This is a genomic window from Acidobacteriota bacterium, assembly GCA_040754075.1.
Taxonomy (GTDB): domain Bacteria; phylum Acidobacteriota; class Blastocatellia; order UBA7656; family UBA7656; genus JBFMDH01.
On the sequence record JBFMDH010000002.1, the window covers coordinates 403,653 to 427,285 of the forward strand.

Here is a 23,633-nt window from a genome sequence, read left to right on the forward strand (position 1 = left end):
AAAAACCCACAGCCTTTGGCAACGCTCAGGCTAGGAAACTAAAAAATAAATTTCAAAGCAAATTGCGCGGTGAAATTCGACAATTGCGTATCAACCGACCTGCCGATTCCTGGTGAAAAGAGCGTATGAACGGGAACGCCGTAATGGGTTCGATTGAAAAGATTGAAGAGTTCGCTGCGCACTTCGAGACGTTTTGTTTCACTGAACTTGAAATGTTTATTGACTGCCAGATTAATGAGCGCAACCCCCGGCGAGTTGAAGGTATTGCGCCCGACAAAACCATCCTGACCGGGACTCACAAGATTGAATTGCGAACCGGGCACAGTAAACCGCACACGACCATCATTCACTTCCTGAATGCCGGCGGTGGTGCCCAACCGGTCTGTGAGATTGCCATCAAAGTTTGCATCCAATCCACTCAGAACCGTGAACGGTTGTCCGGTTTGAAAGGTCGCGATGCTTGCCACTTGCCAACCGCCGAAAATCTTATGGTCTTTCGCGAATGGCAAATCATAAACCAGGCTGGCGACAAAGCGGTGACGAACATCGAAATTGGCATCGCCGCGCTCCAGCTTGCGGTTGAAACTATTTTGCGGCAAGGTCGGAGCACCGGCTAAAGCGAAAATATCGGAAGACTCATCTATCGCATGTGCCCAGGTATAGGCGGTGGTGAATTGCAAGCCGCCTGAAAAGCGTTTGTTTAACTGCGCCTGCAAGCTGTGATAAATCGAATTGCCATCGGATTCAATCGAGGTATAAGAACCGAGCAAGGGGAAGGTTCTGGTCGCAACCAGGGTTTGCGGATTTAAAATGCCCGGCGAAGATTGAATGTTGATTGAGGTTCGATCCACGATACTTTGAGCCGTCCCGGAGGGATTGCCGATGATGGGAATACCATTCACGCCAAAATTGGGAGTTGCAAGTCTCAAAAGATGCGTTCCTTTGGTTCCGACATACGCGATAGAAAACAACGCATCCCCTTTGAATTCTTTTTCAACTGTGAGTCCCCAGTGTTGGGCGTAAGGCGTGACCAGATCAACCGCAGGGAAAACAAAAGCTGTGCCCGCAGGCGTGATAAATTGATTGTTTCCTGAAATGGTCTGAATCGTGCCGGACGGGTCACTGCTGGTGGGAAAGCCGTTTAACGTTCCCGGTAAGCCGATTCCCAAAGCCGGATTGGTAAAGGTGAGGCTTTGCGCTTCGCCTGCGAAAATTCCCGGACAGTTAATGCCGACAAAAAACGGATAGAGACTGCGCGATTGACTGATTACCGCGCCAGGTATTTGACCATAATAGATGCCATAGCCTCCGCGAATCGTCATGCTCTTATCGTTTCCGGGACTCCAGGCGAATGCGAAATGCGGCGCGATATTATTGTTGTCTCGTTTATAAATCTCTGTACGTCCGGCAAAAAATTGTTCGAGTCCCGATACGCTTCCGCGACCCTGAGCGGCATTGAATGATTTTTCCGCAGCAATAAATTGGGTGAGCGCCTCAGAACTGAGCGCATCTTCAATTCGGTTATTCACTTCACTCGGAACCGAGTTGAGTTCGTAACGAAGCCCGACGGTCAGGGTAAAGTTCGGGCTAAGGCGAATCTGGTCTGAGAGGAAAAAGCTATTTGCCCAATACCGCAAACCGATTTCCGCATCTACAGAATTTTGAATCTGCGTTTGAATAAAGGTGGTTGGTGCGCCGAGCGCCACCAGGTCGCGCGCTTCAAAAAAATCGCGTCCGCCAGCGCCGGTGATATTGATTGCGCCATTGAAATCGATTAACGGGCGGAAGTTTCTTTCAAGCGCGCTGTCGAGGTGAATGCGGCGAATGTCCGCGCCGGCAGCGAAGCGGTGTTTATTGAAGTTGAATAAAATCGTATCAGCAAACTGGAAAGTATCATTGGTTCGGCGTTGCGGGAAGCTGTAAACATCGACCCCGATGGGACTGAAACCGGCGACTTTCACTTGCCCGACGGGACCTGTGCCGTCACCAACCAGACTGAAGTTGTTTGAGAGTCCGGTTTCGGTGTCCCGGTTCGATAAACGATTGCCGTTGTCGTCGAGTATCGCTGCGTTCAAAAGAAAACGCGCATCCTCTTGATTGGTCAACGGCAAGGTGGAGGCTTTCAGAAACGGAGAGAACTCGCTCAACTGCGGGTCCTCAAAATTCAATTTGGTTCTGCCCCAGGAGGCGCGAAATTCGTTTACCGCACGGTCGGACAAAATGCTGTGGAAAATAAACGAAAAATTCTGGGTTCGCACTTTAGCATCCAGCGCCGAAAACAACGCTTCTCCGGTCACCGGCAACAACGTGTCATCATTTGTGAAATTATATCTGGCTGCGATAATGTGGTCTTTATTGAAACTGTGATCAAGTTTGAGCGAAAAGATGGTGCCGTCGGCGTCTGCCGGAAGCACTTGAGAAAAAGTGTTCGCGCCATACGCGCCATCGGGATTGTTGGGGACAGGAAACAGGCTAAATAGCGCCGCGCCCCGGTTGGTTCGTCCGATATTTTTGTCGCCGAGAAAATAGCGTTCACTGAGCGTTGGCACAGCGAAATGAAACTCCTGGTTGGCGCGAATCGTCTGCTGCTCAAAAGCGCCAAAGAAAAACGTCCGGTCTTTGACAATCGGCATACCCAGGGCAAAACCGTACTGGGCGCGGGTATTTTTCTTTTGACCTGAGCCAAAGTTAGTCTCGAATTCATTCCTCGCTTGAATTGGTCTGCCGGTAAAAAATCCATAAAGCGTGCCGTGAATCGCATTGCCGCCTGAACGCGAAATCGCGTCGGCTTGTGCGCCCAGGTTGCGCCCGTATTGTGGCTCGGCTAAAAGTGTCGTCACATTGTATTCCTGTAGGCTTTCAATGGATTGCGGAACGAGCGAGGTGAACCCCTGACGGCGCACGCCGATGTCTTCGTCGTTATTATCCGAACCATCGATGGTGAAATTATTGTAACGAGTTTGAATGCCGTTGACGGCGAATTGCCCCGAGGTGCCGATGCCCGGGCCAACGCCCGGTCCAACCGATTGACCAATCGCTTTGGGAGGCGGCGCAACGCCCGGCAACAGAAAGGCGAGGTCATCAAAGGTTCGTATGCCACCAAGCGGCAAAGCCGATAATTCAATGCCGGTAAATCTGCCGCCGCGTGTAGCATTCAAGGGATTGGTCTGACGTTCGGCGCGTCCTGTGTAAGTGCTCGCGCCTGATGACGTGGCTCCCTTCTTTTGCAGAGCGATGGGCGGCACTTTGACCACGGTGACGTCTTTGATACCCACGGCTCCGTCGACTAAAGAAACCGAGGTGCCGGTTGTTGATACGGTGACATTTTCATAATTCTCTTTTGAAGCAGAAATGCTGTACTCACCGGGTTGCATATCAGCAATAAAATATTTGCCATCACCGCGCGATAGGACGCGATATTCGATACCTCTGCTTTTATGCTTGGCAATTACTACGGCTCCCTCTATCGAGGTGTTGCCGTTAATGTCAATTACTTTTCCCTCGAGTGCGCCCGATACAATGGATTGTGCAAGCGGAGTTACTGTATAGGTGAGCAGGAAAAGTAATGTTAGGAAGAGAGACACCGGGGTCTCAATGAACTTCGACATAAATTCCTCCAAATCAAGATAAGATCGTCTGAGAGCTTCAAGGCTCCTTTTACATCTTTGACCTCGACCGACTGGTTTTTGGTTTGTAGTAAAGCACTCAACCAGTTGTTTACAGGTTTTACCGTTAAAGCCCGCTAAAACTAAAAGTGAAAGAATGCGCAATTCATGTCGGAAGAATTGTATTTAATGACTTAATTTCTAAAATTTGCTGGTTCTAATGCGCTTCTTGAGGACAATGAAAAAGAAGTAAGGGCATTACATAAATTGTTTTATGACGTATTGAGATTAAATTACTGGCGGATTTTACGGCTATTTGTCGGCGCAGGTTGACGCGGGCTGCTAACAACTATCTGGTTACCCGGCGCAAATGAACGACGATTACCAAGCCGGTTTTGGTGATGCCATTAATACCTGATGAGCGTCTGCCTGTGGATTTAGCTGCATTGATAAATGTTCCCTGAATCCTGAATCCTGAATCCTTAGCTGCATCGCTGAGATGTTCTTGATGTTAATCTTTGCTTTCCACTTTGCCTTTTCACTTCCGCCTTCTTTATCATTAAACTGAAGTTTTGAAACGGAGGGAAAAACGATTAGAAGTATTGAAGGCAACGTTCAGGGGTTAAAACCCAATCAGCTACATCGCCTCGAAAAGCTGTACCATCGCCGCATTTCACCGCACGAAATCGTCACGCAGGAATTTGCCCGTCAGATGAGTGAACTGTCGCGTGAACTCAACCGGCAAATCGGCGTGCTGGTCAATCGCAACGGTTATGTTGACTACGTCATCGTCGGAACGGCGCACGGCATTGTGTTGCCGGATTTGAAACGTGTGCGCGTCGGCAGTGATCGTTTTCGCGGCTTGCGTTGTTTGCACACGCATCTGCTCGGCGAAAAATTAACTCAGGATGACTTGACCGACCTGGCGCTGCTTCGACTTGATTTAATGTCGGCTGTCGAAGTCAAAAATGACGGCTTGCCTGGATTAGTTCATTCAGCCCATCTGCTTCCGGCAAATGATGTAGCGAAGCCTGTCGGTCAAAAAAAATCGGACGATGAATTATGGGATGATGAACTTGAGCCGGAAACTCCGAAAATCTGGGAGTTTCTTGAACCGCGTGTGCCTTCGCAACTCGACACCGATTTTCTCGATTTAATCACTTCACTTGAAGAAGAGTTGGCGCGGTCGCGTCGGGTGCGCAATCCGCAAGATAAACGCGACCGGGCGATTCTGGTCGGGGTGACGACCGAAAGCCTTGCCAGCGCCCAGGAATCGCTTGAAGAGTTGAAAGAACTGGCGCGTTCATCGGGGGTTGTGGTTTTGGATTCCATTATTCAACGCCGCCCGAAACTCGACCCGCGCACCTTGATTGGCAAAGGTAAACTCGAAGAATTGATTATTCGCAGCCTGCAACTTGGCGTCGATGTAATGATCTTCGATCAGAATTTATCGCCGGCACAGGTTCGCGCGATTAATCAAGCGACCGATTTGAAAATCGTTGACCGTACTCAACTCATTCTCGATATTTTTGCGCAACGGGCGCAGAGCCGCGAAGGTAAAATTCAGGTAGAGCTTGCGCAACTCAAATATATGTTGCCGCGCCTCACGGGTTCAGGAACCGAAATGTCCAGGCTGATGGGCGGCATCGGCGGACGCGGTCCCGGTGAAACCAAACTCGAAGTTGACCGTCGTCGCGTGCGTGACCGCATCCACCTTCTCGAAAAACAGATTGAACAACTGCGCGTCAGCCGTCGCGTGCAACGCGCCAAACGCTTGCGTCGCGATGTGCCGATTATTTCAATTGTCGGTTATACCAACGCCGGAAAATCAACCCTGCTGAATGCGCTAACCCAGTCTTCGGTGACCGCGGAAAATTTATTGTTTGCGACCTTAGACCCAACCAGCCGCAGACTCAGGTTGCCGCGTGACCAGGAGGTCATCATCAATGATACGGTCGGATTCATACGCGATTTGCCGCCCGATTTGATTACCGCATTTCGCGCCACGCTTGAAGAGATGGAAGGCTCAGACCTGTTGATTCATCTGGTCGATGCCAGCACCCCGCAATTTGAAAATCATATTGCCTCGGTTGAAAAAATTTTAGAGGAGTTGAATTTGTCTGGCATCCCCAGGCTTCTGGTCTTCAACAAATCCGATTTGCTAAGTGAAGATGAATTGATAAACTTGCGGCGCGCATTCAGTGCCGTAACGATTTCAGCGGTTGACCGCGCGACGCTTGCGCCCATGCTTGAACGCATCGGTGATATGCTCAATGGCGCAGATGCCGCAAAGACGGCGCTTCATGAAAGCAAAGCTGAAAACGATGAAATAACTTATGTGATGTGATGATGGGCAAAGTTCAGGCTCTATGTGTTAAGGAGGATGACTCGATATGAAATGGGGAGTTGGAATTTTAGTTGTCGTTCTGCTATTACTTTTAATCGTCGGCGGTACTGCCTGCGGAACCTATAACAGTCTCACCACCAAGCGCAATGAAGTCACCAATGCGTTTTCAAATGTCGATACACAATTGCAACGTCGCGCTGACCTGGTTCCCAACTTGGTGAACACCGTAAAAGGTTATGCCAAGCACGAAGAACAGGTTTTTAGCGATATTGCCGAAGCGCGTTCGCGTCTGCTTGGCGCGAAGACGGTTGACGAAAAATCGCAAGCCAATGACCAGTTGACCGGAGCCCTGGGGAGGTTACTGGCAATTTCGGAAAACTATCCCAATTTGAAAGCCGACCAGAGCTTTTTGCGATTGCAGGATGAATTATCGGGAACCGAAAATCGCATTCAGGTGGCGCGGCGCGATTACAATCAAGTGGTGCTCGCTTACAACAATTCGCGCGACCGATTCCCGACCGTGTTTTTCGCCAATATGCTCGGCTTTGAACGCGCTCAGGAATTCAAAGCCGCCGAAAGCTCACGCGAAGCACCGAAAGTTCAATTCTAAAAACGATGAAGTAGGAACGATGAACGATGAAGTAGAAATGATGAACATCCGGGTTACTCTTCAATTCATCGTTCCTACTTCATACTTCCTACTTTCCTGCTTATTTCCTCGCCCACAGCAGAATGCGATTGTAAGTGTAGAGAAACGGGTGTTCGTCCTCTAATTCTTCCATCAGACATTCCTTGTAGCGTTCCAGATAAAGCGCGTACATCTCTTCCGAAAGGCGCTTTTGATAATCCGTGAGCCGTGTGCTCTTGACCCAGTCAACCACGCTTTCTCTTGATTCCAGCGGATGCACATAAATTTGCGAGCGCACCAGATAATCGCGAAAACCCGACCGGTGAAAGAGCGTTGCGTATTCTTCGGGCGTCAGAATAAATTCTTCGCGAATGTAACCATCAAGGGCTTCCCGAAAGGGAATCTCACTTGCCACACGATTTGCCACCACGTGCGAAGGGTGATGATGATTGGAAGGAATCTGCGCGGCGAATTGCCCACCATCGCTCAATGCGCACATTAACTGGCGAATCAGCGTCTGGTGGTTTTGCGCCCAATGCAAGGCGGCGTTTGAAAAAATCAAATCGAATTGCCCATAAGCTACGGAGCGTTCGCTTTCGGCGGCAAAATTTTCAATATCGCATTTTTCAAACCGCAGCCCATTGCCTTCCAGAAGTTTTGCCTTCGCCAGCATGGCGTCCGAATTATCGAAGCCGATAGTTTCGCGCGCTTGCAGCTGTTCGTGCAGAATGCTTGTCGGTTCGCCGGTTCCGCAACCCAAATCGGCAACCCGCATATCGACACGCGGTCTAACCAGCGCCAGCAAATCGTAAAACGGTTGCAGCCGCTCAGTTTTAAATTTTTCGTATTGTTCAGGATTCCAAACGTCTTTCATAGGATTCAGGATTCAGGATTCAGGAGTCGAGATTCAAAGCGCAAGGAATGATGAGCGCGAAATGTTGAACGGTGAAAGAAAGAGTTTCTGTTCATCGTTGCTATTTCAGGCTTCCTTCCCTGAATCCTGAATCCTGAATCCTGAATCCTTTTTCAAAGTTTCATTCAATGAACCGGTGCGATAGCCATCAAGGTCTAACGCGACATATTTAAAGCCTAATGCCTTGAGTGTTGCAGACATTTGCTGCGTCGTTTCGATATTCAAAGCGCGCGGCAATTCGGTTTCGGAAATTTCGATGCGGGCAATCTCCTGGTGATGGCGCACACGCACTTGTCGAAAACCCATTTTACGCAAGGCGCTTTCGGCGCGGTCAACCATCGAAAGTTTTTCGAGCGTCACCATCTGCCCGTAAGGAATGCGCGACGACAAACACGCAGACGCAGGTTCATCCCAGGTCGGCAAGCCTGCGCGATGCGACCTCTCGCGTATGTCGGCTTTGGTCATCCCGCATTCAAGCAAGGGCGAACGCACACCGAGTTCGCGCGCTGCCTCTCTGCCCGGTCGGTAGTCGCCTATGTCGTCGGCATTGGTGCCATCGCAAATCACCTTGAAATCGCGCTCGGCGGCTAAGGTGTTAATTTTGCTGTAGAGTTCCGACTTGCAAAAATAACAACGATTCGGCGGATTGCTGGTGTAATTGGCGTCCGCGAATTCCTCTGTAAAAATAATTTCATGACGAATGCCGAATTGAGAGGTGAGTTTATCCGCAAGTTCGCGTTGAAACGTCGGGTAAGAGGCGCTGTCGCCGGTGAGGGCAAGCGCGCGCGCGCCCAGTTCACTGTGGGCGATATAGGCTAAATAGGCGCTATCGACGCCACCCGAAAAAGCGACGATGACCGAGCCGTAACTGCGAAGCAAAGCTCTTAAATTTTGCTCTTTGGCTTGGGCTGAAAGCGCTATTCGATTGGTTGCTGCTTGAGTGGTCATTGGTTCTTTTTGTGCGCGGCGATGTAATCCTGCGCGAATTTGGTAAGCACCGGGCTTGTGAGTCCGATTTGTTTGGCTTCCTCTAAAGCTTTGTCTTCTGCCCAACCTTGTTCGATGACGCGATAAATCATAAAGAACGCGCCGACGCGATTGGCGCTGGCGCAATGAATTAACATCGGATGATTGCTGGCGTCCTTAACGGTTTTGATGAAGGCTTCGGCTTGTTCAGCTTTCGGGTCGCTGCCGGTGATGGGAATGTTCAGGTAACGCATTCCGGCTTTTTCAATGGCTTCGCGTTCTTTCGCGAAATCTATGCCTTCGTTTGCCGTGCGCAGATTCAAAACCGCTTTGAAACCGTTGGCGGCAAGCTTCGCCCAGGCTTCGTCTTTCGGTTGCGCAGCGGTGGCGAAGTTTTCGTTGACGCATAAAATTTTCGGCACGTCATCTTTTAAAGCGTCTTCGAGTTTCGTGAGCTTTTCACTTTTCGGTTGCTGCGCGAACGTAAGCGTTAGCGCCAAAGAAAAAATAAAGATGAGTATGGCAGTCATTTTTCTGTACATCAGTTCACCTCGGTTTTCGATTGAATTGCAATCATATCACGCTTGACTTGCATTGGTTAAATTGAGTGCGGCATTGTAGGCTAACGCTTTCGCTGGTCATTTTGCTACAATCCATAGCAATGCCGCTACAGACCACACAGGCTTATGTGCTGAGAACCTACGCGCTCGCGGAAGCCGATAAAATTTGCGTGTTTTTAACTAAAGATTCCGGCAAGGTGCGCGGCGTGGCGCACGGGGCGCGCAAAATGAAGAGCCGTTTCGGGTCTTCGCTGGAACCCTTTACCGAAGTCGCGCTGACCTATTTTTATAAAGAGAATCGCGAACTGGTGAGCGTTTCAACCTGCGATATTGTGCACTCCAGTTTTTATATCGCTTCGCGGGATGTCGAGACGGCAAGCGTGCTGGCTTATATGGCGGAACTGATTTCGGAATTTTTGCCTGACCATGAACCCAATGAAAAACTTTACCGGTTGGTTACGGCGTCAATCGAATCCATCGCCGAAAGCAAAGATTTAAGGCTGATGTTGCGCTATTTTGAATCGTGGTTGTTGAAACTTACAGGTTTTTTCCCCGATTTATCGCAATGTTCGGCGTGTCGTGAACGGATTGGTTATAACAACTCGGCGTTTCTAACCGTGCAGGGTGCGCCGCGTTGTCACAATTGCAGTGGCGGGCGCGGCGATGTAGCGGATGCGGAGATGCGCCGCGTCGTCGATGAAATGTTTCGCGTGCACCCCAGACAATTTGCCAGTCGTGAGGTTTCCGTTAAACGGCTCGCGCAACTCGGACAGATCAATTATCAAATCATTCGCCACGCGCTTGAACGCGATTTGCGTTCGCGGGCGCTACTGAAAGAGCTTGCTGAAATTTAAAAGAGCGCGAAGTGTAGAAACATTTCGCGCTCTTTCCGTATGATTTTTTTTACGCGGTTAAAGACCGCTTGCTCAACGATCAGCCACCAAAGACTTCAACTATCATTGTGTCAAAGGCGTGAATCAATTTTTACTTTTGCCTGTTTACTTTTTACTTCTCTATTGCCCGCTCAAAAATTCCTTCAAAATATTTGAAAACATGGTCAACCCGATGTGAGTGCCCCATTTGTTCAGCACTTTGCTGGTTGATTTGCGTTCTTCGCGTTCCCAGAGTCTCGACATAAAGGCGGCGCTCACGCCGCCGCCCAGATAGGAGATGTTGAATTGGCTGCCGCCCTTGTCGCCTTCGGTGACAAAGACGCGGGTGATGGCGTAACCAATTTTCGCGCCGACGCCTTTTTTACCCGAACGATGGTAGCGCGGGTCTTGGCGGAAAATCGAAGCATAGAAGAAACGCTCAAAAAATTTCGCCGATGTCCCGAATGCCAGACTGCGGGCGGTGCGGGTTCCGGCATCGGCAAAGAAATTGCCCTTCACGCCTTCCGGGTCGTGGTCTTTATCGAAAGTTTCGCCTCTCACCCCTGAAAAAATCGCCTGCCCGTAAGTTCCCGGTGAAAGAAACGCGCCTTTGAAAAAGTAGCCGAATTTTTCGCCCACCGTCATCGGAATTTTATTCAACGGTTGCCCATTCGCAGGCGGCACTTTAGGCATGGGAATCGCCGAATTCATAACCATTCGTGAAAAACCGACATTGGTGAAGTGCCCTGAATTGACCGTCGGTTGAGTTTTTGCCGGTACAGGAGTTTCCGGCTCTTCAAAATTAATCTCTTTGAGCGGCGCGTATAAAATATTGGGTGCTTTCTTTTCTACGGCAACCTTATCAACCGGATTTTCGGATGGGTCGGTTGAATTGGCAGTGTTGATTTTGTCTTCAGTTTTATTTTCACCGTTATCAAATGCCTGGGTGCTTGACGCGGCAACGGCTAAAAATGACAAAACCAATAGCAAGGTGATCAATGTTTTTGTAATGGATAGACTGGGAAACTTCATCATCTTTTTACCTCACAGGGATTAATAGTCCGCTCATACTACCACAACGAGTCGGAGATATTGAACAGAAAGTTCGACCTTTTTACGAATCCACAGGCATTACGGTTTGCTTTGTAATGAAAGATTATCGCTGAGAAAATTCCTCACGGCGCTTATCTGACAGCCGCCGCAGCTTTATGCTACTATCTATTTTCTTTTAGGCAGACTCGTATGCAAGCAAACGGAACTTTGAATAAAAAATTATTTCGCAAAGTCGGCGAAGCCATCAAAGATTTCAATATGATTGAAGCGGGCGACCGTATCATGGTTTGTCTGAGCGGCGGCAAAGACAGTTACACGTTGCTCAGTCTGTTGATGGACTTGCAACGTCGCGCGCCGATTGATTTTGAATTGCTGGCGGTCAACCTCGACCAGAAACAACCCAATTTCCCGGAAGAAGTTCTGCCAACCTACTTGCGCGGAATCGGTGTGCCCTTTCGCATCATCGAAAAAGATACCTATTCGATTGTTAAACGGCTCGTCCCCGAAGGCAAAACCACTTGCGCGGTCTGTTCGCGTTTGCGTCGCGGTATTCTTTACAATACTGCCGTCGAAGAAGGTTGCACGAAAATCGCCCTTGGTCATCACGCCGATGATATTTTGCAGACCTTTCTGCTCAATCTGTTTTTTACGGGTCAGTTGAAAACCATGCCACCGGCGCTCAGAAGCGACGACGGGCGCAATATGGTTATCCGCCCGCTTGCCTATGTTTATGAATCGGAAATCGCAGCATTTGCCGCAACTCAGGATTTTCCGATTATCCCTTGCGATTTATGCGGTTCGCAGGAGAATTTGAAACGCCAGCGCGTTAAACGTCTGCTTGATGATTTGCAAACAGAGATTCCCGAAGTGCGCAACTCGATGCTGAAAGCCATCGGCAATGTCATCCCTTCGCATTTACTGGATACGCGCTTGTTCGATTTTCAATCTCTGGCTTCGGGCAATCTCGCCGACGAACTCGATGCCGCCATCGGTATGCAGGATGATAGGTTAAGCCCGACGCTGGTTCCCGTATCATTGAATTCCGCACTCTAAACCGTGAACGAAAATCCTCACGACATCAGCCGCCGAACGGTGTTGAAAACCTTTTTAGCACTAACGGTCGTGGCTTTTTTACTGAGGATTTTTTACGCCGGAAATCTCTACCAGGATGACGGATTATGGTTTACCGCCGGCGAAGAAATATTGCGCGGCAAAGTTCTATACAGAGAAATCTATTTCGATAAGCCGCCCGTCCTGCCGTTGCTATATGCGCTGCTCTTTAAAATTTTTGGCGCAAGCATTTTAACGATTCGCTTATTTACAATTGGCTATTCTGTTGCTGTGGCTTTTGCGCTCTATCGGTTCGGCGCATATCTGTACGACCGCAGCAAGGGGTTGCTTGCGGCAGCGATGTTCGTGGTTTTCAGCACCACCTATACGACGGGGCATTTTCAAGGACTCAATACCGATTTGTTGATGACCTTGCCCTATACGCTTGCCGCGTACTGGTTCGTTCGGGCGGCTACAGATGAACACGCCACTTCATTACGTTTGGCAACTGCGCTTGCCAGCGGTGTCAGTATCAGCCTTGCCTTTCAAACCAATCCTAAAGGGATTTTCGATTTGCTATTCGTTGTACTTGGTTCGTGGTTTGTGATTAGAAGTCGAGAGTCTGGAGTCTGGAGTCCGGAGTCTGAAATTGCGCTTCAAAAGCCAGCGCCGGAATCTGCGACCGTTAATAACCGACGGATGGAGATTTGGCGCGTCATCGCGTATTGCGTTATCGGCTTGGTATTGGGCGCAGTGCCTTTTTATATCTATCTGGCGGCAAGCGGATCGCTTGCGGATTACTGGCAAAGCGTCTGGGTGTGGGGCAGCAAATATGCGCGCTATTACCCGTTGTGGCGCTCAATGTTGACTGCGCTTCGCCAAAGTCTCGGCTATTTTACCCTGAATAATATTTTGCTGATTGCGCTGGTCGTTGTAGCTGGCAAAACTTTAAACCGGTTCAAAGCCAACCGTGGTAGTCTGAAAACGGCTACAGGAGCCGGTTTCAAGGTCGGGCGTTTGAATGAAGCCGATGCGTTGATGTTGCTCTGGTTCGCGGTCTCTTTTATCGGCATGTCTGTAGGAGGCAGGTTTTTCGGGCATTATTTTTTTCAGATTCTCCCGGCGCTTTGTTTGATTGGCGCTTCGGGAATGACAGAGATTATCGCGCGGTTGAAAAAAACGAAGGTCAATGTGCGACGTATGGTTTATGGGATTTTGATTTCAGGGTTTGCCGTCACTTTGGTGCGCTTTCATGCGCGGACGGCGGGGCTTGCCGTTGATGAGTTGCGCGGCGCGAAAAGCGAGATGACGCAAACCTGGTATCACGAACGATTGAATCGCGAGGAATTTCAGGCAGCGCAAACCGTCAAAGAAATCGAAGACGAGGCAAATCCGGTAAAGCCATTTGATTTTGAAAAGCTACGTCGAGCTGGCGCAAACATTACGGCAACCCCAACGAGTGCTGATTACCTGTTCGTCTGGGGCTACAGACCGGAGATTTATTACTGGTCGGGACTGTTGCCCGCTTCACGTTACCTGAGTTCGCAACAGCTCACAGGGGTTCCGGCGGATGTCCATTTTTTCAGTGATGAATTTGCGCTGATGCTTGATGAAGCGACCACCGCCGCACATCGCGCACAGCTTTTAACTGATCTGCAAATGCGCCGCCCGAAATTTATTGTTGATGAACTCGCGGCATATAACTCGCAGCTTGCGATGAGCAATTATCCTGAACTTAAAAATTTTTTAAACGATTACAAATTGATGGAAACCGACAAAGGTTTTTTCATCTATTTTTTGCGCAACCCGAAAGACAAGAAAAAGAACGCATCAGGTCGCGAGTAAACAATTAGTCAAAAATCAAATTCATTGGCTCAGCCAACCCTTGATCAATTCGTACAACTTTACGTCATCTCTTAGCAGGCAGGCATGACCTTTGCGGCGCAAAATTTTCACCGTTGCATTGGGGATGCGCTTTTGCATCTCGCGGGCTTCGCGTACGGAGGGAACGAGTAAATCTCTTTCGGTGGCAATGAGTAAAGTCGGGGCTTGAATTTCATTGAGTCTATTGGTGACATCCACTTGCGCGATGAGTTGCAGACGCCTGGCGTAACTTTTCATCTCTACGGAGCGCAGAATTTGCACGATTTTTTTACGGTCTTCGCGAGATACACGATCAACCAGTAAGCCAAGCGCCGCAGAGGTCAGACGAAAAGGCACGACGAATCGCGCCGGTAACGCAGAGGCAAGAAAAGCGGCAAGTTGTATGCGAAGGCGGCGTCGATAGTAGGGAAATGAATTGACTAAAACGAGGCGTTGGGTGAAGGTCGGATAGCGTAAAGCGAAGTGTAAAACGATGGTGCCGCCAAACGATTCGCCGAGTATGATGGCTTGAGTTTCACCCAGGTCTTCAATGATTGAGGCAATGTCGTCTGAGAGGTCGTCATAGGTTGCGCGGGCGTCTTCGCGCAATCGATAGGTGACGATGCGATAATTTCGGGTGAGTGAGGGAAGTTGTTTATAAAAGAGTTCGCCGCTGCCATCTAACCCTGAGACGTAAATTAACAACGGCAAATCGCTTTGTGTGCCATGCAGTGTGTATACGGGCTTTTGAGTTGATAAGACGACTTTCTTCATTCACTGATTTTTTGTTGCCTGATGAATCCGATGCTTTAGCCGTTCACCTTACGAAATGCCCCGGGCGCTAAGCGTTATTGATTTCCTCAAGAATGCGCTCGGTTGCGGCGCGTGGGTCAGCGGCATCGGTGATGGCGCGACCGATGACCAGGTAATCTGCGCCGTCGCGTATGGCAGCAGCCGGTGTGGCGACGCGCTTCTGGTCGCCGCTTGCAGACCAGGCGGGGCGAATGCCGGGCGTTAGAATGATGAAATTTTCACTGGCGACCTGCTCACGAATCAGACGAATTTCATGCGGCGAAGCGACAACGCCATCAAGCCCTGCGAGTCGTGCAAGGGTGGCGAGTCGTATCACCATCTCTTCGGCTTTATGCGGGATGCCGACTTCAGCGAGGCTTGCATCATTCATGCTGGTGAGCACCGTAACCCCCAAAACTTTAGCGCGAGTAGATAAGTCTGGATTTGGTGATTGCAAGGCTTTGGCTGCGGCTGTCATCATCTCTGAGCCGCCAAGCGCATGAACGTTGAAAAGCGTGACGCCCAAGTTTGCAGCCGATTGCGCCGCGCCGGCGACGGTGTTGGGGATGTCGTGAAATTTCAGGTCGAGAAAAACCTTTTCGCCGGCGGCGATGATTTCACGAACCAGTTGCGGACCTTCGGCAGTGAACAACTGTTTGCCGATTTTAAACATACCGACCATGCCGGACAGTCGCTCGACCAGCGCGAGCGCCGCCTCGCGCGTCGCAACATCAAGCGCGACGACGATTTTTTCTTTTATCTCAGGGGATTGATTATGCAAGTTATGCCTCCTGTAATTTGACTATATCGATTGATGGTTAGTGGCTCAAGAAAGTAAGCGCGAATTTGGCGAGCCGAAAAATCAAAAGCCAGGTTATCCCGAACGAATAACCTGGCTTTTGATTTTGAACGATTGATGAAGCAAGCAAATGGCGAAAATGCTTATGCTCCCTTGGTCTTGCGTTTATCGGCTTCGGAAATGCTGGTGACATTTTCCGTCGGGTGTTGAAGAACTTTCCCTGCGTCACTGTTCATAGTTATCGAACCGTTGAAGACCGACCCCTCTTCGATAGCCAGCGCCGGAGTGGTCAGGTCGCCAATCAGTTTGCCGGATTTATGAATTTCGATTTTAACTCTGGCGTTGATGTTGCCACTTACCGAGCCGTGTACAATGCAGGTGCCGACATCGATTTGAGCTTCCAGATGACCCGTTTCGCCAATAATTAGCGTACCTTTTTCGGAATAAAGCTTGCCTTTAATGGTGCCATCAACTTGCAGTTTATCCGAAAAATTTACATCGCCGATGATTTCAACGCTCCTGCCAATCCATCCGAAATCGGAATTGTTACTGCTTTTGGGTTGACTGATAATGGGGGCGTTGCTGCTGCCAGTGTTTTTATTGCTTCCAAACATAGAATTGAGCATATCTTTCACTTCCGAATTAGAGATTTTTTTGAGTTTGCATTATCGGGAAACCGGTTGTAGTCGTCCGATAACTGAGAGGTGTTGCCAATTTTCCCAGCGAGGGCAGCAAGCGTTATACGATGAGCGCGGGCGCAAAGTCAAGCGAGAGGCAAACTCCATCACGAACCAAGGTCAGGAAACTTAAAGAGCCATAGCCGAGTTTCAGTTTCGATTAACGGAGCCGATAAGCGATTGCATAGTGGTCGAATGTTGATTGCAATAGTCTGCCAGCTCATCAATGGTTTTCATGGTTACGCTGGGGTCGTAATAGTTTGCCGTACCAATTTGTACGGCAGTCGCTCCGGCAATAATGAATTCCAGCGCATCGGCAGCCGAAGCGATACCGCCTATGCCGATAAGCGGAACGCTTACGGTGCTGGCGACTTCGTAAACCATACGCACGGCAATCGGTTTAATGGCGGGACCTGAAAGTCCGCCGGTGCCGAAATTGAGGTGCGGTTTACGTGAATGAATATCAATTGCCATTCCCACCAGGGTATTAATCAGCGATAAAGCGTCGGCTCCGGCATCGACAATGGCGCGCGCCAGTTCTTTGATGTCGGTGACGTTAGGCGAAAGTTTGACGATTAAGGGTCTTTGCGCGGCGCGGCGGGCTTTTTCTGTAAGTTTTGCGGCAGCCAAAGGAGAACTGCCAATCACAATGCCGCCTTCTTTAACATTCGGGCAGGAGATGTTGAGTTCATATGCCGCAATGCCTTCGCCATCGTTGAGTATTTGAATGGCTTCAAGATAATCTTCATCGGAATAGCCGAAGACATTGGCAATAACCTGCGTGTCGTATTTGCGCAGCAGCGGTAATTTTTCTTCAACGAAAGCGCGCGCGCCGACATTTTGCAAACCGATAGCATTGAGCATGCCGCCATGAGTTTCGACGATGCGCGTCGGAATGTTACCGGGCAGGGGACGCGCCGATAAGCCTTTAGTCGAGAAGCCGCCAAGCCTGTTGAGGTCAATGAGTCCGGCAAACTCTAACCCGTAACCGAAAGTTCCCGACGCGCCCATCACCGGATTTTTTAATTTAATTCCGGCGATTTCGACTGCAAGCCGTTCGATTGCGGACGCTTCGATTGCGGATTGCGAAATGCGGATTGCGGATTGATTGTCGCTCATCGTTATATTGGGTTGATTCCTTTCATCATTACTTTAATCCCTATACTCAAGAGTCTGACACTCTGAATTCCCCTTAAAACTCGGCTTCCCGGTGCAGTCAATCCGCAATTCGCATTTCGCATTCCGCAATTTTAATGTGCCATTGCCGTGACTTCCCAGCGAATGATTTCGGCTGGGAAAATAGAGCCATCCGTGCACACGCGCTGGTAAGCCTGATAGCTTTTCGCGTCAGCGTCTTTGATGGCGACGACACAACCGACGCAGACGCCAAATCCGCAACCCATCGGCGCTTCAAGCGATGCCAGACATTTGATGGCGAAGCCTTCGGCAATTTCTGCTACTCGTTTCATCATCACCCAGGGACCGCAAGTGTAAATGGTGGCATTTTCACCTTTGCCTTCGCGTAAAAATTTTTCAAGCGGCGCAGTGACAAACCCGCGCTCACCTAAACTGCCATCGTCGGTTGTCAAGGTTATTGGCAAAGCAAGCTTTTTAAAATCATCCAAACCGCACCCGGTTGCAACCTTCCGGTTGGCTGCGCCAAAGAAGATTTGCGTCTCGATTTGCCGTCGCTGTAATTCCTGGCAAAGTAGATAAACTGAAGCCGAGCCGATGCCGCCTGCAACCACGAGCGCTTTACTGCCCAGCCCTGTTTTTTGCAGCGGTTCATCCAACCAACAATTGCCGAGTGGCAATAGGATATCGACTTTGCCACCGCTGTCGAGGTGGGAAAGCATTTGCGTTCCGCGACCGAGTACCTGATAGAGAAAGGAGAGTTGGTTGGAATTTTCAATGCGATAAATGGCAAGCGCCCGCCTCAGCAGAGGTTCAAAAGTGTCATGCGCTTTGAGCATGGCAAATTGTCCGGCTTTTGCAGCAATCGCTTCCTTAAAATTGAGAGTCAGCAATTTATAACCCGGCGTGAGTTCGAGATTCGATTCAACAGTGGCGATGGTATCAATCATGCGTTTCAGAAAAAATTATTCGGTTTGAAGAATTTTTATTATGGACGGGCAACTTCTGAGCGTCAACTGGAGCATCTCATATACGAAATCGTATAGCATCACACGCAAAAACCTCGTGTTTTGCTGCGAGGATAATTGGCGAAAAATTCGCACCTTCTGTTAAATCACCTTATTTCTACACTTAAAGAAATATTTTACAGCAACCTTTTTAGTGGCACGTCAGTCGCTCTATCTCTTATTGCCCGAAAACAAATGGACGCGATTATGGGAGGGAATGAAATGACCACAGCAAATATGGCATTAGCAACCGAAGGTAGCATTAACACAGGTGTGATTGACGAAGATATTAATTATGCGCTGGCTGGCGAGAAGATGAGCGGATTTGAAGACCTTTATCGCAAGCATTATCGCAGAGTCTATTCGATTTGTTTGAGAATGACGGGCAATACGGCAGAAGCCGAAGACTTAACTCAAGAAGTATTTATTCAATTACATCGTAAACTGGATTCGTTTCGCGGCGAATCGGCATTCACCACCTGGCTGCATAGATTGACCGTCAATCAGGTTTTGATGCATTTTCGCAAACGTTCGGTGAAATCCGAACTGACGACCGAAGATGGCGAGATGCCCGATTCGGTTGACCCCGACACCATTAATCCCGAAGCGATGCCGATTGTTGATCGGATTTCGCTCGAAACTGCCATTGCGCAACTGCCTCCCGGTTATCGCACCGCGTTTGTTTTACACGATGTCGAAGGTTACGAACACGAAGAGATTGCCAGGATTTTAGGTTGCAGCCCCGGCACCTCGAAATCCCAGTTACATAAAGCGCGTTTGAAATTGCGTCGTTTGATTCAGCAACGCGCAGAGGCTGCATAAGAGTTCAAGAAGGAGAAATACACAACGAGTCGAAGCGGCGCAAAAGAACGCCGCCAAAGGCTACCGACAAAAGTTGGTAGCCTAATTTTTTTGTCTGCTTCATCACTTAACTGGTCTGCGATATGATTCGATAGTGCCAGCCGCTTTTGTGAAATCCTTTACTGCATTGATTTTTCCATCCCCGAAGATTACTTTTTCAAGACTGGCGAAATGATGAAGCAAAAAGCTGAACACAACTCTGCGGCAAAATTTGCTGGAAGCGACGATAGCAAAATTGTCGAAGCCTGTTTGCAAGGCGATGCCAGCGCCTGGGAAGCTTTGATTCTGCGTTATCAACGGTTGATTTATTCCATTCCGTTGCGGTCGAAACTCTCGCAGGATGATGCTGCGGATATTTTTCAATCCGTCTGTTTGAAACTATACGAAAAGCTTGAAACCCTGCGCGACCATGAAAAATTGAGCGCCTGGATAATTACGACCACTACACGTGAGAGTTGGCGATTGTCGGCAAGGCAACGGCGCGAAGTCTCGGTTGATGAATCCGATTCCGAAGACGATTCGCAACCCTTGAATTCTATCGCTTCCGATGCGCCGCTTGCCGATGAAGAACGCATCCTGCTTGAACAACAACAGGCGGTTCGCCAGGCGATTTCGGTTTTACCCGACCGCTGTAAAAATCTGGTGACTCTACTTTTTTATAAAAAAGATGAACTGAGCTACACAGAGATTGCCAGGCAGATGGAAATGCCGGTCGCGTCAATCGGGCCAACGCGGGCAAGATGTCTTGATAAGCTCAAAAAATTGTTGAGCGGAAAAATTTAAGCCGGCAGGTATTTTTTACACGCTCGTTTACTCTACTGAAATGAGTGCAAAGTAACGAGAACAAGGAACAAGATGATGAAATGCCCGGGTTTTGAAACATTACTGGATTACCTTGATGGCAAACTTGCTGCCGGTGAATCCACTCAAGTGGCAGAACACCTTGCCGGTGGTTGTGCTCAGTGTGCCGCCAACCAGAATTGGTACACTCAGCTAACCGCAATTGCGGCGAGTGATGAATCCGTGGAGCCACCGCCCTGGGTTACGAAACGCGCCTTGCGAATCTTTGAAACCCGCAAACCTCGTCTTGTCGAAAGGCTCTCGCAGGCAATTGCCGTTCTGATGTTTGATAGCTTTGCGCGACCGGCAATGGCCGGAGTTCGTTCAACCGAAACCACCAATCGCCAGTTACTCTATAACGCAGGCGCTTACAGTATTGATTTGCAGGTGGCAGCCATCAGCGGGTCACACGCCGATTTGGTCGGACAGGTTTTGCGCGAAGATGAAGCATCTTTTGAATCGGTCGCCAATTTATCCCTTGAACTCATCGGCGAAGACCGCAAAATGCATCAGGCATCGACCAATGAGATGGGCGAATTCACGATTAGCAGCATCAAGCAGGGACTTTATCATTTAAATATTCAAACGTCTGAAGGCAACATCACCGCGGCGGATGTTCCGGTTATTCAGGCGCAATAACTCAGCGGGCAAAAGTAAAATGTTGGGCATCTCAGTTGTACTTTTGGAGGTTAAACATTTTACTTTTGCCTGCTTTTGTCTAAGGAGCCTGTGAGCAGGAAACTCGCGAACAAATTAATGAAAGCGGAAAGCGCGGAAACCTTTTTTCGCGCTCAGAAAAATGCCATTTCGTGGGAAAATTTTGCTGCTCTGAAAACGGAAATCGACTCCTTAATCGGTCGCGACCTCAATGCCGCCGCCAAACTCTCTTTGCGTATCATCGAACTTGCTGAACTCACCAATGACCGCCTGGCAAAAGCTTTTGCCGAAGCTGCGCGCGCCCGCGTCCTGCACCAGCAAAGCCGCCCTTCGGAAGCCATTAAATTTTATGACCGCGCCATACAAGTGTTGCTTGGCGCAAATCTCAAAATCGAAGCGGCCGTTTTGCAAAAATCGCAGGTCGATGCCTTTAAACGCCTGGGGCGTTTTGCTGAAGCCTTAGACGCGGCAGAAATGGCGCGACGCGCGCTCAGGCGAGCCGGTCGTGTGCAATTGGCGCAACTCGAAACCAATGTCGGCAATGTCTATTATCAGCAAGACCAGTACAAAAAAGCCCTTGCGCATTACAACCGCGCGCGAACGATTTTCGCAGAGTCGGGTGAATCGGCAATGCAGGCGCTGGTGGATGTCAATCGCGCAGATATTTTCATTGAATTAGACCAACCCGACAAAGCGTTGGAACTTTTTGAAAACTCGGCAAAAATTTTCGACGCCGAAAAATTTTCCCTTAACGCCACCGAAGCGCGTTTTCATATCGCTTACCTCAGTTTTTTGCGCGGCAAATATAATCAGGCGCTCACCAGTTATTACAAAGCGCGTGAACGCGCAGGCAAATTAGGATATAGGCGAATGCTGGCGTGGTGCGATTTGGAAATTGCCGAAATGCTTCTGGCGCTCAATGCTTTTGATGATGCATTTGAAAGCGCCACCAATGCCGGCGCGCAATTTGAAAAACTAGAACTTGGTTATGAAGTCGCAAAATCGCTGTTAACTCGCGCCCTGGCTGCCGCCGGGCTTGAGCGATTTGATGAAGCGAAAAGCGATTTGCTCAAAGCCCGGAAAATGTTCGCGCAAAAAAAGAATGCGGTGTTTACGGCGGTTGCCGACCAATACCTTGGGGAAATCGCGATTCATCAAAAAAGATGGAAAGAAGCCGAACGCCGACTCAACGCGGCGTTGCAAATTTTCGTTAACCAAAAGCTGCCGACGAAAACCGCTTATGCGCGATTGCTTGCCGCAAATCTGGCTTACCAACAAACCGATTTAAGCAAAGCGAAACGCCTGGCGAATGCCGCGCTCAAAGATGTTGAAACTATTTTTGCTCCGACGATGGTTTATCGAGCGCAACATTTACTCGGCAAAATCGAACGTAGCCGCAAACGTCCGGCGCTTGATTATTTTCGCAAGGCTGTCGGGGTTATTGAAAATCTCCGAATCGGTATTGCCGCCGCCGAACTGAAAACCACTTTTTTACGCGATAAAATTGCAGTTTATGAAGATGCGATACAGACGTGCCTCGATGAAGGCAGTGACCGTTCGCTTGAAGAGGCATTCCGCCTGGTTGAATCATCCAAGTCGCGCGCGCTTGCCGATTTGATTTCGCGATACCTGAGCGATGCGGATATGGTACGCCAAACCGGAGAGCAATCACCTACTCGCAAACGGTTATCGAAACTGATTGAAGAATTGAACTGGTATGCGTCGCAGGCTGGATTGGAAGAGGATAAAGGTGAGCAGCGGCGCGTTGATGTTGCCGCACGTTATCGTGCGGAAGTTGAGCGGCGCGAAAAACAGATTGCTCGATTGTTTCGACGACTGGAAGCGGAAAATCCATCGTCTGCCCAGGTGCGAAACGATGACTCGACAACCCTTGAAGATTTGCGCAGCACCCTTGAAGCAGATGAAACCGCTATCGAATATTTCATCACCGGCGATGAAATTTCCGCCTTCGTTGCCACCTCTGAACGCAGCGCGATTATTCGCCAAATCGCTTCCAAAAACCGAGTAGAAAAAATTCTCACCGCGCTCAGGTTTCAAATCGAAAAATTCAATTATGGCGCAGCCTATGTTGACGCCTATTTCGGACCCCTCAAACGCACCACTGATGAGCACCTCACAGAGCTTTACCAGAGCGTCTTTGCGCCGGTTGAGCAATATTTAACCGGCAATAAATTGGTCATCATTCCGCACGGAGCGTTGCATTATTTGCCCTTTCACGCGCTACGCGAAGGCGCAAATTATTTGATTGACCGCTTTGAAATTTCTTACGCGCCGAGCGCTTCGGTGTTAAAATTATGCCGCAATCGCCATCAACAATTAATTCGTGAGGCGAATTCGCAATCCGGTGAGCGGGATATCCAATTCACTAAGAGAGAAACGTCAGGCCACACCACTAATAATTTCAATCGCCCAACCTTGCTCGCAGTGGGAGTCGCGGAAAGCGGCACGCCCAGCATCGAAGAGGAAATCGCGACCCTCAGTTCGATATTTCCTGATGCCCTGAAACTGACGGGCAAGCGGGCGACCCACGGCAATTTATTGCAAATAGCACCGCAAGCGCGATTTTTACATTTGGCTTCGCACGGTTATTTCAGACGCGATAACCCGATGTTTTCATTTCTGAAACTGGCGGATACGAATTTGAATTTTTACAACCTGCTGAACCTGCGTTTGCAAGCCGAGATGGTAACGCTTTCGGCGTGTCACACCGGGGTGAATGGTATCTTTCCGGGCGATGAATTGCACGGTTTGATGCGCGGGTTTTTGTATGCCGGAGCGCCTTCGATGGTTGTCAGTTTGTGGGCGGTGAACGACCGTTCGACGGCGGATTTTATGCGCGAAATGTATACCCATATCAAATCAGGAAAGACCCGACGTGCCGCCATCCGGCACGCCCAACTGGCGATTAAAGATGCTTACGGACATCCTTACTACTGGGCGCCTTTCATCTTGATGGGCGACACTGCATCTGTAAATTTAGGATGAGGC

At 49.4% G+C, this 23,633-nt stretch carries 19 protein-coding genes; 9 read left to right on the forward strand and 10 right to left on the reverse strand.

The window, feature by feature from the left end; all coding sequences use genetic code 11:
• Positions 1-38: 38 nt before the first annotated feature.
• Positions 39-3,608 (reverse strand): carboxypeptidase-like regulatory domain-containing protein, encoded by a 3,570-nt coding sequence (locus AB1757_03725; protein MEW6126149.1) that lies wholly within the window; start codon positions 3,606-3,608, stop codon positions 39-41.
• 589 nt (positions 3,609-4,197) lie between these two features.
• On the opposite strand from AB1757_03725, the gene hflX reads away from it, so the two are divergent.
• Both hflX and AB1757_03735 read left to right on the forward strand, forming a co-directional pair.
• On the forward strand, positions 4,198-5,952 hold the full coding sequence (gene hflX / locus AB1757_03730) for a GTPase HflX (protein ID MEW6126150.1): 1,755 nt from the start codon (positions 4,198-4,200) through the stop codon (positions 5,950-5,952).
• Positions 5,953-5,998: 46 nt separating this feature from the next.
• Positions 5,999-6,562 (forward strand): LemA family protein, encoded by a 564-nt coding sequence (locus AB1757_03735; protein ID MEW6126151.1) that lies wholly within the window; start codon positions 5,999-6,001, stop codon positions 6,560-6,562.
• A 100-nt stretch (positions 6,563-6,662) separates the two neighbouring features.
• Here AB1757_03735 and AB1757_03740 read toward each other — a convergent pair whose 3' ends face one another.
• The 3 genes from AB1757_03740 to AB1757_03750 all read right to left on the reverse strand — a co-directional run bounded on the left by AB1757_03740 (position 6,663) and on the right by AB1757_03750 (position 9,001).
• Positions 6,663-7,454, reverse strand: a complete 792-nt coding sequence (locus tag AB1757_03740) for a methyltransferase domain-containing protein (protein ID MEW6126152.1) — start codon at positions 7,452-7,454, stop codon at positions 6,663-6,665.
• A gap of 105 nt (positions 7,455-7,559) precedes the next feature.
• Entirely contained in the window at positions 7,560-8,441 is an 882-nt protein-coding gene (gene larE, locus AB1757_03745) for an ATP-dependent sacrificial sulfur transferase LarE (GenBank protein ID MEW6126153.1), read from the reverse strand.
• A complete protein-coding gene (locus AB1757_03750; GenBank protein ID MEW6126154.1) occupies positions 8,438-9,001 on the reverse strand; it encodes a protein tyrosine phosphatase family protein in 564 nt (187 codons plus the stop codon). Before AB1757_03750 ends, larE begins: the two co-directional genes overlap by 4 nt.
• A 101-nt stretch (positions 9,002-9,102) precedes the next feature.
• Here AB1757_03750 and recO point away from each other — a divergent pair, with 101 nt between their 5' ends.
• Entirely contained in the window at positions 9,103-9,873 is a 771-nt protein-coding gene (recO, locus tag AB1757_03755) for a DNA repair protein RecO (GenBank protein ID MEW6126155.1), read from the forward strand.
• A gap of 159 nt (positions 9,874-10,032) precedes the next feature.
• On the opposite strand, the gene AB1757_03760 is transcribed toward recO, so the two are convergent.
• Entirely contained in the window at positions 10,033-10,926 is an 894-nt protein-coding gene (locus tag AB1757_03760; protein ID MEW6126156.1) for a hypothetical protein, read from the reverse strand.
• A gap of 207 nt (positions 10,927-11,133) precedes the next feature.
• Here AB1757_03760 and ttcA point away from each other — a divergent pair, with 207 nt between their 5' ends.
• The gene (ttcA, locus tag AB1757_03765; protein ID MEW6126157.1) at positions 11,134-11,997 is read left to right on the forward strand and encodes a tRNA 2-thiocytidine(32) synthetase TtcA; all 864 of its coding nucleotides are present in this window, start codon (positions 11,134-11,136) and stop codon (positions 11,995-11,997) included.
• A gap of 3 nt (positions 11,998-12,000) precedes the next feature.
• Positions 12,001-13,839 (forward strand): glycosyltransferase family 39 protein, encoded by a 1,839-nt coding sequence (locus tag AB1757_03770; protein MEW6126158.1) that lies wholly within the window; start codon positions 12,001-12,003, stop codon positions 13,837-13,839.
• 21 nt (positions 13,840-13,860) lie between these two features.
• Here the strand turns inward: AB1757_03770 and AB1757_03775 are convergent, their stop codons facing one another.
• The 5 genes from AB1757_03775 to AB1757_03795 all read right to left on the reverse strand — a co-directional run bounded on the left by AB1757_03775 (position 13,861) and on the right by AB1757_03795 (position 18,209).
• On the reverse strand, positions 13,861-14,631 hold the full coding sequence (locus tag AB1757_03775; GenBank protein MEW6126159.1) for an alpha/beta hydrolase: 771 nt from the start codon (positions 14,629-14,631) through the stop codon (positions 13,861-13,863).
• A gap of 67 nt (positions 14,632-14,698) precedes the next feature.
• Positions 14,699-15,397 (reverse strand): orotidine-5'-phosphate decarboxylase, encoded by a 699-nt coding sequence (gene pyrF, locus AB1757_03780; protein MEW6126160.1) that lies wholly within the window; start codon positions 15,395-15,397, stop codon positions 14,699-14,701.
• Positions 15,398-15,591: 194 nt separating this feature from the next.
• Entirely contained in the window at positions 15,592-16,074 is a 483-nt protein-coding gene (locus AB1757_03785; protein MEW6126161.1) for a polymer-forming cytoskeletal protein, read from the reverse strand.
• Between the two features lie 201 nt (positions 16,075-16,275).
• Positions 16,276-17,244 carry a dihydroorotate dehydrogenase gene (locus AB1757_03790; GenBank protein ID MEW6126162.1) on the reverse strand — a complete coding sequence of 323 codons (969 nt, stop codon included), beginning with the start codon at positions 17,242-17,244 and terminating at the stop codon, positions 16,276-16,278.
• Between the two features lie 131 nt (positions 17,245-17,375).
• On the reverse strand, positions 17,376-18,209 hold the full coding sequence (locus tag AB1757_03795; protein ID MEW6126163.1) for a dihydroorotate dehydrogenase electron transfer subunit: 834 nt from the start codon (positions 18,207-18,209) through the stop codon (positions 17,376-17,378).
• 279 nt (positions 18,210-18,488) lie between these two features.
• On the opposite strand from AB1757_03795, the gene AB1757_03800 reads away from it, so the two are divergent.
• From AB1757_03800 to AB1757_03815, 4 genes are all read left to right on the forward strand, one after another.
• The gene (locus AB1757_03800) at positions 18,489-19,088 is read left to right on the forward strand and encodes an RNA polymerase sigma factor (protein ID MEW6126164.1); all 600 of its coding nucleotides are present in this window, start codon (positions 18,489-18,491) and stop codon (positions 19,086-19,088) included.
• A 210-nt stretch (positions 19,089-19,298) separates the two neighbouring features.
• On the forward strand, positions 19,299-19,910 hold the full coding sequence (locus AB1757_03805) for a sigma-70 family RNA polymerase sigma factor (protein MEW6126165.1): 612 nt from the start codon (positions 19,299-19,301) through the stop codon (positions 19,908-19,910).
• 72 nt (positions 19,911-19,982) lie between these two features.
• Positions 19,983-20,606 (forward strand): hypothetical protein, encoded by a 624-nt coding sequence (locus AB1757_03810; protein MEW6126166.1) that lies wholly within the window; start codon positions 19,983-19,985, stop codon positions 20,604-20,606.
• A 117-nt stretch (positions 20,607-20,723) separates the two neighbouring features.
• A complete protein-coding gene (locus AB1757_03815; protein MEW6126167.1) occupies positions 20,724-23,630 on the forward strand; it encodes a CHAT domain-containing protein in 2,907 nt (968 codons plus the stop codon).
• Positions 23,631-23,633: the final 3 nt, after the last annotated feature.